Annotated in this window: 10 protein-coding genes and 1 pseudogene; 5 read left to right on the top strand and 6 right to left on the bottom strand. The window is 70.4% G+C overall.

All coding sequences use genetic code 11. The annotated features are described in order from the left end of the window. The first annotated feature begins 62 nt into the window (after positions 1 to 62). The 3 genes from metX to GGR71_RS02295 are packed head-to-tail and all read left to right on the top strand — an operon-like array spanning position 63 to position 3,396. Positions 63 to 1,100 (top strand): homoserine O-succinyltransferase MetX, encoded by a 1,038-nt coding sequence (metX, locus tag GGR71_RS02305; RefSeq protein ID WP_048490462.1) that lies wholly within the window; start codon positions 63 to 65, stop codon positions 1,098 to 1,100. After that, positions 1,097 to 2,314 carry an O-succinylhomoserine (thiol)-lyase gene (locus GGR71_RS02300; protein WP_048490429.1) on the top strand — a complete coding sequence of 406 codons (1,218 nt, stop codon included), beginning with the start codon at positions 1,097 to 1,099 and terminating at the stop codon, positions 2,312 to 2,314. Before metX ends, GGR71_RS02300 begins: the two co-directional genes overlap by 4 nt. Before the next feature lie 32 nt (positions 2,315 to 2,346). Further along, positions 2,347 to 3,396, top strand: a complete 1,050-nt coding sequence (locus tag GGR71_RS02295; RefSeq protein WP_160960028.1) for a homoserine dehydrogenase — start codon at positions 2,347 to 2,349, stop codon at positions 3,394 to 3,396. A gap of 76 nt (positions 3,397 to 3,472) precedes the next feature. On the opposite strand, the gene GGR71_RS20950 is transcribed toward GGR71_RS02295, so the two are convergent. From GGR71_RS20950 to GGR71_RS02275, 5 genes and pseudogenes are all read right to left on the bottom strand, one after another. Next, the gene (locus GGR71_RS20950; protein ID WP_237474367.1) at positions 3,473 to 4,717 is read right to left on the bottom strand and encodes a glycoside hydrolase family 18 protein; all 1,245 of its coding nucleotides are present in this window, start codon (positions 4,715 to 4,717) and stop codon (positions 3,473 to 3,475) included. A 345-nt stretch (positions 4,718 to 5,062) separates the two neighbouring features. Further along, positions 5,063 to 5,524: pseudogene (locus GGR71_RS20945) on the bottom strand (Ig-like domain-containing protein); the annotation flags it as partial. 433 nt (positions 5,525 to 5,957) lie between these two features. Beyond that, positions 5,958 to 6,968: an alpha/beta fold hydrolase gene (locus GGR71_RS02285; RefSeq protein ID WP_160959921.1), complete on the bottom strand. Its 1,011-nt coding sequence runs from the start codon at positions 6,966 to 6,968 to the stop codon at positions 5,958 to 5,960. Between the two features lie 68 nt (positions 6,969 to 7,036). Then, the gene (locus GGR71_RS02280) at positions 7,037 to 10,123 is read right to left on the bottom strand and encodes a ligand-binding sensor domain-containing diguanylate cyclase (RefSeq protein ID WP_237474362.1); all 3,087 of its coding nucleotides are present in this window, start codon (positions 10,121 to 10,123) and stop codon (positions 7,037 to 7,039) included. 114 nt (positions 10,124 to 10,237) lie between these two features. Beyond that, positions 10,238 to 11,620 carry an L-serine ammonia-lyase gene (locus tag GGR71_RS02275; protein ID WP_160959924.1) on the bottom strand — a complete coding sequence of 461 codons (1,383 nt, stop codon included), beginning with the start codon at positions 11,618 to 11,620 and terminating at the stop codon, positions 10,238 to 10,240. A gap of 87 nt (positions 11,621 to 11,707) precedes the next feature. Here GGR71_RS02275 and GGR71_RS02270 point away from each other — a divergent pair, with 87 nt between their 5' ends. Further along, positions 11,708 to 11,956, top strand: coding sequence for a glutaredoxin family protein (locus GGR71_RS02270; RefSeq protein ID WP_160959926.1), 249 nt, complete (start codon positions 11,708 to 11,710; stop codon positions 11,954 to 11,956). A 73-nt stretch (positions 11,957 to 12,029) separates the two neighbouring features. After that, positions 12,030 to 12,662, top strand: a complete 633-nt coding sequence (locus tag GGR71_RS02265) for a glutathione S-transferase family protein (RefSeq protein ID WP_160959929.1) — start codon at positions 12,030 to 12,032, stop codon at positions 12,660 to 12,662. A 76-nt stretch (positions 12,663 to 12,738) separates the two neighbouring features. Here GGR71_RS02265 and GGR71_RS02260 read toward each other — a convergent pair whose 3' ends face one another. Beyond that, positions 12,739 to 13,308, bottom strand: coding sequence for a YceI family protein (locus GGR71_RS02260; protein WP_048490422.1), 570 nt, complete (start codon positions 13,306 to 13,308; stop codon positions 12,739 to 12,741). Positions 13,309 to 13,316 lie beyond the last annotated feature (8 nt).

Raw genomic sequence — 13,316 nt, 5'->3', positions numbered from 1 at the left:
CCCTCTGCATGGCGAACGCGAGCTCCGCGAAGCTCGATGGCCGTTCCTCCCTGGATACCGCCATGCGCCTCGTGAACTCGCCTGATCGCCCCACCTCCGCCACTCCGTCCCACGACCGCGTTGCCGCGCCGGCCGACGGCGTGCACGCGATGCGCGGCGAGATCGCGGTCGCGTTGCCGTTGCGCCACGCCGGCGTGCAGTTGCTGCGCCTGCGCTACGAACTGAGCGGCCCGGCCGCCGCGCCGGTGGTGTTCGTTGCCGGTGGCATCTCCGCGCACCGCCACCTTGCCGCCAACGCCAGCTTTTCCGAGAAGGGCTGGGCCGAAGGCCTGGTCGGACCGGGACGGGCGCTGGACCCGACCCAGCGGCGGCTGCTGGCGTTCGACTTCGTCGGCGCCGACGGCAGCCTGGACGCGCCGATCGACAGCGCCGACCAGGCCGATGCCATCGCCGCGCTGCTGGACGCGCTGGACATCGCGCAACTGCACGGCTTCGTCGGCTACTCCTACGGCGCGCTGGTCGGCCTGCAGCTGGCGGTGCGGCATCCGCAGCGCCTGCAGAAGCTGATCGCGGTCAGCGGGGCGCATCGCGCGCATCCGTATGCGGCGGCCTGGCGCGCGCTGCAGCGCCGCGCCGTGGCGTTGGGCCAACTGCAGTGCGCCGAGAGCCACGGGCTGTCGCTGGCGCGGCAGTTCGCGATGCTCAGCTACCGCACCCCAGAGGAGTTCGGCGAGCGCTTCGACGCGGCGCCGGAAGTGATCAACGGCCGCGTCCGCGTCGCCGCCGAAGACTATCTGGACGCCGCCGGCGCGCAGTACGTGGCGCGCACCCAGGTCAACGCCTACCTGCGCCTGTCCGAATCCATCGACCTGCACCGCATCGATCCGGCCGCCGTCGCCGTGCCCACGGTGGTGGTGGCGGTCGAAGGCGACCGCCTGGTGCCGCTGTCGGACCTGGTGACCCTCGTCGAAGGCCTGGGCCCGCGCGGCAGCCTGCGCGTGCTGCGTTCGCCCTACGGCCACGACGCCTTCCTGAAAGAAACCGATCGCATCGACGCGATTCTCGCCACCGCCCTTCGCCCCACCGGAGTTGCCGCATGAGCACTGCCCACGACACCGATCTGCCCTGTAGTGCCGCCACCGCCGCGGTTCGCGCCGGCATCGACCGCGATACCGCCTACGGCGCGGTGACTCCGCCGATCGTGCTGTCGTCGAACTTCAGCTTCGACGGCTTCGGCAACAAGCGCCAGTACGACTACACCCGCAGCGGCAACCCGACCCGCGACCTGCTCGGCGAAGCGCTGGCGGAACTGGAAGGCGGCGCCGGCGGCGTGATCACCGCCACCGGCATGGGCGCGATCAACCTGGTGCTCAACGCGTTGCTGCAGCCCGGCGACAAGCTGGTGGTGCCGCACGACGCGTACGGCGGCAGCTGGCGGCTGTTCAACGCGCTGGCCAAGAAGGGCCACTTCGAGCTGATCACCGCCGACCTGACCGATCCGCGTTCGCTGGCCGATGCGCTGGCGCAGGCGCCGAAGCTGGTGCTGATCGAGACCCCGTCCAACCCGCTGCTGCGCATCACCGACCTGCGCTTCGTCATCGATGCCGCGCACAAGGCCGGCGCGCTGGCGGTGGTCGACAACACCTTCCTGTCGCCGGCGCTGCAGACCCCGATCGCCTTCGGCGCCGACCTGGTGATCCACTCCACCACCAAGTACGTCAATGGCCACAGCGACGTCGTCGGCGGTGCGGTGATCGCCGCCGATGCCGAGCTGCACCAGCAACTGGTGTGGTGGGCCAATGCGCTGGGCCTGACCGGCTCGCCGTTCGATGCGTTCCTGACCCTGCGCGGCCTGCGCACGCTGGATGCGCGCCTGCGTGCGCACCAGGAAAACGCGCAGGCGGTGGTGGAGTTGCTGACCACGCACGCGGCGGTGCGCCAGGTGTACTACCCCGGCCTGGCCTCGCATCCGGGCCATGCGGTGGCGGCGCGGCAGCAGCGCGGCTTCGGCGCGATGATCAGTTTCGAACTGGCCGGCGGCGAGGCCGAGGTGCGCGCCTTCGTCGACGGTCTGCGCTACTTCACCCTGGCCGAATCGCTGGGCGGCGTGGAGAGTCTGATCGCGCACCCGGCGACCATGACCCATGCGGCGATGACCGCCGAGGCGCGCGCCAAGGCCGGGATTTCCGATGGTCTGCTGCGCCTGTCGGTGGGCATCGAGTCCAGCGCGGACCTGGTCGCCGATCTGCAGGCCGGCCTGCAGCGCGCGCAGCGCGCCGGCGAGGCGCTGGCGCGTAAACGGGTGGACGCGTGAGCAGCGGCCTGGCCGATGCACCGTCGGCGTCGCTGCGTGCGGCGCCCGCCGTGGCGACCCCACGGCTGGGCCTGCTCGGCACCGGCACCGTGGGCCGCGCCTTCGTCGCGCGCTACCAGGCGCTGCAGCAGCGCCGCCCGGGCCTGCCGGCCTTCGCCTGGCTGGCCAATTCGCGCACCGTCGCCGACTGCGCGCTGACGCCGGCGCAGGCGCTGGCCGCGGCCAATGCCGCCGCGCGCGGAACGCAGGCGGTGACGCTGCCGGACGACCTGGGCCAGGGCGACATCGTGGTCGATGCCACCGCCAGCGAGGCGGTCGCGCAGCGCCATGCCGAGTGGCTGCGCCGAGGCGTGCACGTGGTCACCGCCAACAAGCTCGGCCAGGGCGCCGCGCTGGCGCGGGCCGAACAGATCCATGCCGCGCGGCATGCCGCCAGCACCCATTACGGCGACAGCGCCACGGTCGGCGCGGGATTGCCGTTGCTGAGCAGCCTGCGCGCGCTGGTCGCCGGTGGCGACCATATCCACGCGGTGGAAGGCGTGCTGTCCGGCTCCTTGGCCTGGTTGCTGCATCGTTACGACGGCCGCCGCGCCTTCTCCGAGTGCGTGCGCGAGGCCGCGGCCGCCGGCTACACCGAACCCGATCCGCGCGAGGACCTGTCCGGCGAGGACGTGCGCCGCAAGCTGCTGATCCTGGCCCGCGCCGCCGGCCTGCCCTTGCGCGCCGAGCAGGTGCAGGTGGCGTCGCTGGTGCCGGCCGCGCTGGCCGCCGTGCCGCTGGCGCAGTTGGATGCCGCGTTGGAACAACTGGACGCGCCGCTGGCGGCGCGCCTGGCGCAGGCGCAGGCCGACGGTGCCTGCCTGCGTTTCGTCGGCCGCTTCGATGCGCACGGCGCCTCGGTGGGCCTGCGCGCGCTGCCGCTGACGCATCCGCTGGCCAGCGGTGCCGGCACCGACAACCGCGTCGCCATCCACAGCGATCGCTATCTGCAGCAGCCGCTGCTGATCCAGGGGCCGGGCGCGGGTGCCGACGTCACCGCGGCGGCCTTGCTCGACGACGTGCTGCGGATCGCGGTGCGTTGAGCGATGCACGCGACGCCCGCATCCGTTGCGGGCGTCGCGATTGGGCTTGGCGGATGCCGACGGCCAGCGCTTCAGCTCATTGCAGCCCCTGGCCCATGGTCTTCAGCAACTCGCCCTGGTAGTCGCCACTGAATTCCCAGAAGAACGCGCCGCCCAGGCCCTGAGCTTTGACGTAGTTCATCTTCTCGGTGACCAGCGCCGGGTTGTCGTAGCTCCAGAAGCTGCTGCCGTCGTACTTCCAGTGCGCGTGCGCCTGCGCGTCGACATAGTCGGTACCGGCGCGGCCGCGCAGCACCTTGTAGTCCTCGATGCCGGCTTCGTAGGTGCCCGCTGCGGCGCTGCCGCTCTGGTACAGGCCGTGGTTGACGTTGGGCACGTTGGTCCAGCCGCGCCCGTAGAAGCCGATGCCGAGATTGAGCTTGGCGGCCGGCACGCCACGGTCGAGGAAGGCCTGGATGGCGTCGTTGCTGTTGTAGTAGCGCTGGTCGCCGCTGGACGGATCGGCCGGCGACTCGAACAGCGCGGAGTGATGGTTGGTCTGCGGGTCCCAGGCGCCGTGGAAGTCGTAGGTCATCACGTTGAGGTAGTCCAGGTAGGGCGCGTACAGGTTCGGGTCGGTGACACGGATCTTGTCGATGCCGGCGCCGACCGCCACGGTCAGCAGCAGTCCCGGCTGTACCTGGTCGAGCTGGCGGCGGAACTCGGCCAGCAGCGCGGTGAAGTTCTGCCGGTCCTCGGCGCTGCCGCAGGCGATGCCACAGGCAACCGGATACTCCCAGTCGATGTCGATGCCGTCGAACACGCCGGCCGCCGCCGCGCTGCCGCCGGCGCCATCGGTGATCGGCAGGTTGCCGCGAATGTAGGCGTCGATGCAGGAGGCGACGAAGGCCTGGCGGTTCTCGGCGCGCGCGGCGCTGGAGAAGCCGCGCGACCAGGTCCAGCCGCCTAGCGAGATCAGCACCTTCAGGCCCGGGTGCGCAGCCTTGAGCTTCTTCAACTGGTTCCAGTTGCCGCGCAGCGGCTGGTCCCAGGTGTCGCCCACGCCGTCCACGCTCTGCGCGGCGGAGAACGCCTTGGTGTAGTCGGCGAAGGCGTCGCCGCCGGCGCCGGTGCTGCTGTCGGACGGCTGGGTCACGCCGACCTCGCAGCGGTTGTTGCGGACGTTGCCGAAGGCGTAGTTGATGTGGGTCAGGTAGCCGGCCGCGCCGCTGGCCTGGATGTCGCGCACCTGGTAGTTGCGTCCGTAGATGCCCCACTGGGTGAAGTAGCCGATCACGCGCTTGCCGCCGCCGGCGCTGGCGGGCAGGGTGCGCACGCTCAGCGTGGCGCTGCTGGCCGAGACGTTGCCGGCGTTGTCGCGGGCGCGGACCGCGTAGGCGTACGCGGTGTCGGCGGTCAGTGCCGAATCGGTATGGCCGGTGGTGCTGGAGGTGCCCACGCGATTGCCGTTGCGGAGGATGTCGTAGCCGGCCAGACCGCTGCCGCCGGCGTTGTCGGAGGCGGCGTTCCAGGTCAGGGTGATGGCGTTGCTGGCGCGCGTGGCGGCGGTCAAGCCGGTGGGCACGCTCGGTGCCGTGGTGTCGGTCGACGGCGCCGCGACGCTGATCGCGACCGCGGCCGAGGTGGTGCGGGTGCCGGTGTTGTCGGTGGCCGCGGCGGTGAGGCTGTAGTTCCCGGCTGCCGCGCCGTTCCAGGCCAGCGTGTAGGGCGCGCCGCTCACGCTGCCCAGCGAGGTGCCGCCTCGGAAGAATTCGACGCGCACCACGCTGCCGTCCGGATCGCTGGCCGAGGCCTGCAGGGTGATGGTGTTGCCGACCACGAAGCGGGTGCCGGCGGTGGGTGCAGTCAGCGCCACGCTCGGTGGCTGGTTGGTCGAACTGCCATCGCAGCTGCCCAGATCCTGATACCAACCGCAGCTGGTGCAGTAGGTCGGCGCGGTGTTCCAGATCGGACCGTTGGCGCGGTACAGGTGGCCGGCGTAGGTCAGGGTGTCGCCGGCGGCGTAGATGGTGGCCGGATTCCAGGCGGCGACGCCGCTGCACGCGGCGGCCCAGGTCTGGCCGGGCACGAGGCTGGCCAGGACGAGACAACAGAACAGTAACCACGATCCAGCGGATTTCGTGTGCATGGTGACGCCTCCGATGCGATAGGTGACGCGACTGAGGAGCGGCGGTCGGTGCCGCTGTCTGGTTCTCCTTGGATCCGATCACCCGGGGCGTGGGAATGCGTGGCGCCGACATCGCTTGGCGCTGTGCACAGGCCGGGCAGGCGCAGGGTTCGCGTCAGGAGACAACGTTGTCAACCGACAATTCCGTCGAATGCGAGACAGATCCAGGATTGCGGCGATGACAACGTTTTCATGAAAGCGCCCGATGCTGCGGCGCAATGGTCGCGAATCAGTGCGCAGGAGCGCGGGTGGCCTGACACGCTGCGCTGCCGAGCACGTTACGTAGCGCGCGCTGCCTGCTGTCGCCGCCGGAGCGTCGCGGCGATCGGTCACGTCGCGGCTGAGCCGCCCCTACGGTGGGGCGGCGTACTGATAAGCGGTGCCTTGTCGGCGCTCAGGGCGCGGTGGCCAGCGCCTCGAGCAAGGCCGCGTTGAAACGTTGTGGCGCTTCCACCTGCGGCGAATGGCCCAGATCGTCGAAGGCGACCAGGCGTGCGCCGGGAATCGCCGCGGCCGCGCGCTTGCCCAGGGCCGGGTAGTCGCCCAGCGTGGCCGCCAGCGTTGGCGGCGCCAAGTCCTTGCCGATCGCGGTACGGTCGCGCTGGCCGATGAACAGCGTGGTCGGCACGCGCAGTTGCGGGAAGCGCTGCACCACCGGCTGGTTGAACACCATGTCCGAGGTCAGCGCCTGGTTCCAGGCCACGCGGTCCCCGCCGGGGCCGGCATACAGGCCGGCCTGCATACTCACCCAGCGGTCGTACTCGGGCTTCCACTGTCCGCCGTAGTAGACGCTCTGCTGGTACTGCTTGATCGAGGCCGCGTCGGTCTTGCGCTCCTTGGCGTACCAGGCATCGACGCTGCGCCAGGGCACGCCCGCGGCTTTCCAGTCCTCCAGCCCGATCGGATTCACCAGCAGCAACTGGCTCACGTCCTGCGGGTATTGCAGCGCGTAGTGCGCGGCGAGCATGCCGCCCATCGAATGGCCGACGATGGCAGCGCGGGTCACCCCGGCCTGCTGCAGCAATGCGTGGGTATTGGCCGCCAGTTGCGCGAAGCTGAACTGGTAGGCCTGCGGCTTGCTCGACTTGCAGAAGCCGATCTGGTCCGGCGCCAGCACGCGGTAGCCTTGCGCCACCAGCGCGGCGATCGTCGATTCCCAGGTCGCCGCACAGAAGTTCTTGCCGTGCAGCAGCACCACGGTGCGGCCGTTCGGCGTGCCGGTCGGGGCCACGTCCATGTACGCCATCTGCAGCGGCTGGCGCTGCGAATCGAAGCGGTACCAGTGCACCGGGTAGGGATAGGCGAAGCCTTCCAGTTGCGCGCCGTAGCGCGGCGGTGCATCGGTGCCCGCGGCGGATGCGAGCGGCGACAGGGCGAGGGCGGCGAGCAGCAGGCAGTGGCGCATGGCAACGGGATGGCAGGCGTGATGGACCACGACCTTAGCCCGGGCTGCGCTTGCGAGGCGTCAACGCATCACGTCGGCGGCAGGCTGCCGCCGTTGTGCACCAGGGTCAGGCAGGCGTGGCGCTGCATCTGCGCGAGCGGTTCCTGCAGCGCCGCCAACACCTGTTCGGCCTGTGCGCCCAGCACCGGCCGGTACGCGGCCCAGCCGTTGCGGCCCTTGGCCTTGGCCTGGTACAGCGCGCGGTCGGCCAGCACCAGCAGTTGTTCCCAGCCAAGCAGGTTGTCGGGATCGTGCACGAACGGGAATTCGGCCAGGCCGATCGAGCAGGTGACCCGGCCCTGGCGGCCGTGGTCGAACACGAACGGGTGGGCGGCGACCGAGCGGCACAGCCGTTCGGCGGCCATGGTGAGGTTCTCGCGCGGCGCCGAGCGCAGCACCAGCAGGAACTCCTCTCCGCCCCAGCGCACCACGTAGTCGCTCTCGCGGGTCAGCCGCACCAGCAACTGCGCCATCTGCTGCAGCACCGCGTCGCCGGTATGGTGCCCGCCGCTGTCGTTGATCGACTTGAAATGGTCGATGTCGATCAGCGCGAACAGCATGCCCGAGGACAGCATGTCCTCGTCGTTGGCGGCCATGCGCCGGTACAGGGCGATGTCGCTGGGAATGTGCAGCGACAGGTAGCGGCGGTTGCGCAACTGGGTCAGCTCGTCGGTGAAGCTGGCCTCCTGCAGGCGCTGGTTGGCCGCCTGCAGCGCCTGGGTGCGTTCGCGCACCTGGCGTTCCAGGATGTCGCGCTGGCGCCGGTTGTGCAGCCGCGCCAGGCCGACGGCGCACAGCAGCAGGGCGAATGCGCCCAGTGCCAGCAGCAGCCGGTAGTACGGCGTTTCCTGGAAGCGCAGCTGGATCCGCAGCGGCAGCCGCGCCGGCGCTGCCGCCCAGACGCCGGCGTTGTTGCTGCCGGTGACCTCGAACACGTAGTCGCCGCCAGGCAGGTTGGTGTAGCTGACCGCGCGCTGGCGGATGTCGTCGAGGGTGCGCCAGTTGCGGTCGTAGCCGAGCAGCCGGTAGCGCAGTTCGACGTTCTGCGGCGCCTGGAACGAGGCGGCGGTGAACTCGAAATCGAGATCGCGCGCGGCCTGCGGCAGCGGCGCGTGCAACGCCTGCGGTGTCAGCCACTGGCCCAGCGCGCGGACCCGCTCCACCACCGGCTGCGGCGCCACGGGGTTCTTGACGATGCCGGCGGTGTCCAGTGCGACCACGCCGTCGCGGCTGGGCAGCCACAGCGCACCGTGCTCGATGAAGCCCTTGCCGTTGCCGGCGCCGTTGCAGCACATGCCTTGCACGCCGCCATGGCGCTGCGCGCGCTCGGTGAGCATCAGTTCGGCGTTCAGCGGCGCCTGCGGCGACGCCGCGTGGCGCTGCAGGTCGGTCAGGCGCACACGATAGACCCCGCGCAGGCCGGCCACCCAGATCGCGCCGCGGCCGTCGTCGGCGATGAAGAAGGCCGCGTTCACCGGCAACCCGTCCTGCTCGCCGAACGCAGACCAGCGCGTGCCGTCGAACAACCACAACTGCTCGTTGAGGGTGCCGACCAGCCATTGCCCGCCGGGCAGTTCGTGGATCGCGGTGACGTCGGCGCTGGCCAGCGCCGAGCCCGGCGGGGCCAGCGCGACCAGGCGCTCGCCGCGCAGTGCGTACAGCCCCGACTGCGTGCCGACCAGCAGGCGCCCGTCGCGGGTCTCGTGGACCAGGCGCACGCGCGGATCGCGCAGGCCTTCTGCCGTACCGTAGCGCTGCAGCCCAGTGCCGTCGCTGCGGAACAGGCCGTCGTCGCTGGCGAACCACAGCCGCTGCGCGCGATCGCGGGCGATGCCGCTGATCTGCAGGTCGCGCAGCGGTGCCAGCCAGGCCGGCTGACTGAGCCGGCCGTCGCGGTACAGGGCGGCGCCATGACGGGTGCCGATCCACAGCTGCCCGGGTTCGGCCAGCAAGGTATAGGGCGCTTCGTTATGCAGCTGCGCCAGACTCAGGCGCTGCTGGTAGCGGCCATCGCGCAACTGCGACAGGCCGCTGTCGGTGCCGACCCACAGCGATCCATCCGGGTCGCGCGCCAGCGTCCACACCAGCGCGTCGTCCAGCCCTTCGTGGGTGCTGTAGCGGCGCGTCCAGCCGTTCCACAGCCGGGTCGCGCCGTTCCAGCTGCTGCCCAGCCACAGGTTGCGCTCGCGGTCCTCGAAGATCGCGTTGACGCCGATGTTCGGCTTGCTTTCCGGATTGCGTTCGACGATGGCGCCATCGCGCACGCGCAGCAGCGCACCGGGCAGTCCCACCCACAGGTTGCGGTCGCTGTCCTCGAACAAGGCCAGCACCGCGCGCCGGCTCAGGCCGGCGGCATCGGGCAGCCATTGCCAGCGTCCGTCGCGACGCGACAGCAGGCCGTCGCGGGTGCCGGCCCAGAGCGTGCCCTGCCCTTCCAGCAGGTGCTGCACCGGCGCCGCGCCGGCCTCCTGCGGCAGTGCCAGCGCCACCGGCGCGTCCTGGCCCGCAACGAAACGCAGCACCGCGCCGCGTGTGCCCACCCACAGCGCATCGGCGTTCGGCAACAGCGCTGAGGCACCGCCGGCGATGCGGTGGCGCAGGTGCAGGCGATCGCCCTGTACCGCGTACACGCCATCCTGCGCTGCGACCAGCACGGTGCCGCGCGCGTCGGTGGCGATCGCCTCGATGTTGAGCAGAGGCGCCTGTGGATCCTGCGGCAGCAGCGTGGCGAAGCGTCCGTCGCGGTAGCGCGACAGGCCGCGGTAGGTGCCGATCCACAGCGTGCCGGCGGCATCCACGTGCAGCGCCTTGATCAGGTTGCCGGGCAGGTGCGCCGGCGCGCCCTCGTTGAACGAGGTCATGCGCACGCCGTCGAAGCGGGTCAGCCCGCCCATCGTGCCGATCCACAGGTAGCCTTGATGGTCCTGCGCGAACGCCTGCACGCTCAGCTGCGGCAGGCCCTGGTCCAGGCCCCAGCCTTCGCGCTCGTAGTGATTGAACTGCTTGTCCGGCTGCAATGCCCGCGCCTGCGGCACACACGCGCTCCACGCTGTCGAGAGCATGGCCAGCTGTAGCGCCAGCAGGCGCCAGGAGGCGTGTGGAAAACGCAAGAGCATGCCAATGCCGGATCGGCCGACGTCTCTGTCGTTAGCGGCACCGCCGCGCCGATCTTTATCCGCGCAGCGGCGGGGACGCTGGCGAGCGCGTGGGCCAGCGTCCATGGTGGCGGCTCAGCACTCGATCACGTTCACCGCCAGCCCGCCGCGACTGGTTTCCTTGTACTTGTCCTGCATGTCGCGGCCGGTGTCGCGCATGGTACGAATCACCTTGTCCAGCGACACCTTGTGCTTGCCGTCGCCGCGCATGGCCATGCGGCTGGCGTTGATCGCCTTGACCGCACCCATCGCGTTGCGCTCGATGCAGGGGATCTGCACCAGGCCGCCGATCGGGTCGCAGGTCAGGCCGAGGTTATGCTCCATGCCGATCTCGGCGGCGTTCTCGATCTGTCCCGGCTTGCCGCCGAGCGCGGCGACCAGGCCGCCGGCGGCCATCGAGCAGGCCACGCCGACCTCGCCCTGGCAGCCGACCTCGGCGCCGGAGATCGAGGCGTTCTCCTTGTAGAGGATGCCGATCGCCGCGGCGGTGAGCAGGAAGTCGAATACGCGCTGTTCGTCGGCGCCGGGGCAGAACCGGTCGAAGTAGTGCAGCACCGCCGGAATGATCCCGGCCGCGCCGTTGGTGGGCGCGGTGACCACACGCCCGCCGGCGGCGTTCTCTTCGTTGACCGCCAGCGCGTACAGGTTGACCCAGTCCAGCGTGGTCAGCGGATCGCGCATCGCCGCTTCCGGTTTGGACGACAGCTCGCGGTACAGCGTCGGCGCGCGCCGCGACACGTGCAGGCCGCCGGGCAGAGTGCCTTCCTCGCGGATGCCGCGCGTCACGCAGGCCTGCATCGCGCCCCAGATCTCGCGCAGGCCGGCACGGATCTCGTCCTCTCTGCGCCAGCACTTCTCGTTCTCGAACATCAGTGCGGCGATGCTCAGGCCGCTGCGCGCGGCCTGCGCCAGCAGTTCGTCGCCGCTCTTGAACGGGTAGGGCAGCGGCGTCTCGTCGGCGACGATGCGATCGTCCGCGGCATCGTCCTGGTTGACCACGAAGCCGCCGCCGACCGAGTAGTAGTCGCGCGTGGCGATGACTTCGTCGTTGGCGGCGTAGGCGGTGAAGCGCATGCCGTTGGTGTGGTACGGCAGCTTCTGCCGCTTGTTCATCGCCAGGTCGCGTTTCTCGTCGAAGGCGATCTCGTGCTGGCCGAGCAGGTTGATGCGCTTGCTGCCGCGGATGCGCTCCAGCGCGCCGGGGATGATGTCCGGATCGATCAGGTTCGGGCGCTGGCCTTCCAGGCCCAGCAGCACCGCCTTGTCGGTGCCATGGCCGCGCCCGGTCAGGGCCAGCGAGCCGAACACTTCGGCCCGCACCCGCACCACGTCCTGCAGACGGCCCTGGTCGAACAGCCAGCGGTGCACGAAGCGCTCGGCGGCGCGCATCGGCCCCACGGTGTGCGAGGAACTCGGCCCGATGCCGATCTTGAACAGGTCGAAGGTGCTGACAGCCATGCGCGTGCCGAGGGGGTGGGCGAAAGACCGTCTATTCTATGCTTCCGGCGCGCGGCACAGGTCCGCAGCGCAGCATTGGACGCGAGCATGTCCCTGACCCTGTTCCAGCGCGACGACTGCCATCTGTGCGACCAGGCCCTGCAGGTGCTGGCGCAGGCGCGCGTGGGCGAGCCGGAGAGCGTGTTCATCGACGACGACGCGGCGCTGGAGGCGCGCTACGGCGTGCGCGTGCCGGTGCTGCGTGACGCCGATGGGCGCGAGCTGGACTGGCCGTTCGATGCCGCCGGCGTGCGCGCCTGGTTGGCGATCTGCCCGGCCCCGGGTGGGAGGCGATGACCGGCTTGCGCTGCGTGGCCATCGTCACCATGCTGCGTCGACCCCAGGTCGCCCTGCTTTTTGAGCCTTGCGCATGCTGACCGTCCTCGGTAACCGTACGTCCATCAACGTCCGCAAGGTCCACTGGGCGTGCAGCGAACTCGCGTTGCCGTTCCGTCAGCAGGACGTCGGCACGCCGTCCGTGATGTCGGCGCCAGTGAGATCCGGCTCGGCGAGCGCCGCACTCAATCCCAATGGCATGGTGCCGGTGTTGCTGGACGACGATTTCGTCCTGTGGGAATCCAACAGCATTCTGCGTTACCTCGCCAATCGTTACGGCGACGGCACGTTGTATCCGGTCGAGGCCAAGGCGCGGGCGCGGGTCGATCAATGGCTGGACTGGCAGGCGTCGGATCTCAATGGCGCCTGGCGCTACGCCTTCCTGGCGCTGGTGCGCGGTGCGCCGCACCCCGCCGAACCTGCGCAGGTCCAGGCCTCGCTCGCGGCCTGGGCGAAATTCATGGCGGTGCTGGAGCAGCGCCTGGCCGACACCGGCGCCTACGTGGCCGGCGATCACTTCAGTCTGGCCGATATCGCCATCGGCCTGTCGGTGCACCGCTGGTACCGCACGCCGTTCGAGCATCCGCCGCTGCAGGCGGTGGACGCTTACTACCGGCGCCTGAGCGACCGCGCGGCTTTCCTGGTGCAGTGCGCCGACGTCGCCTGAGCCGCGCATAAAAAAAGCGGCGGACCCGACGAGGAAATCCGCCGCTCAGCGGCCGCACGCCGCGGCCTGTGGCGAATCACTTCGCCTTGAACACCACCTTGGTGCTGATTGCGGTTTCGTTGGGGATGGTCTTGGTATCGGCCCAGTCGCCGCCGCCCACGCCGAAGTCCAGGCGCTTGACCGTGGCCTTGCCGGCCAGCACCGGCTGCGCACCCGGGGTCCAGGTGAAGGTCAGGGTCACCGGCTTGGACACACCGCGCAGTTCCAGGGTGCCGTCGGCGGCGAACTGGTTGTTGCCCAGCGCGCGGAACTTGTCGGCGCGGTAGTGCGCGGTGGCGAACTTGGCCACGTCGAAGAAGTCCGCACCCTGCAGGGTGGAGTCGCGGTCGGTGTTGCCGCTCTTGGCGCCGGCCAGCGGGATGGTCACGTCGAGCTTGGCGCCGGCCAGGTTGGCCGGGTCGAAGCTGAGCTTGGTGTCGAAGCCGGGGAACTGGCCGGTGAACACTTCGCCGTCGTACTTGCTGGCGAACACCAGGGTCGAGCCGGGGGCCTGCACATAGTCGGCGGCCTGCGCCGCGGGGGCGGCGGCGAGCAGGGCCACCAGGCTGGCGGCGACGGCGGCGGGGGACGCAAAACGGATGGACATCGAAACGG

Source organism: Xanthomonas sp. F1 (assembly GCF_014199855.1).
The sequence above is the reverse complement of the archived record's forward strand: the minus strand, read 5'-3'. Positions and strand labels throughout refer to the sequence as shown.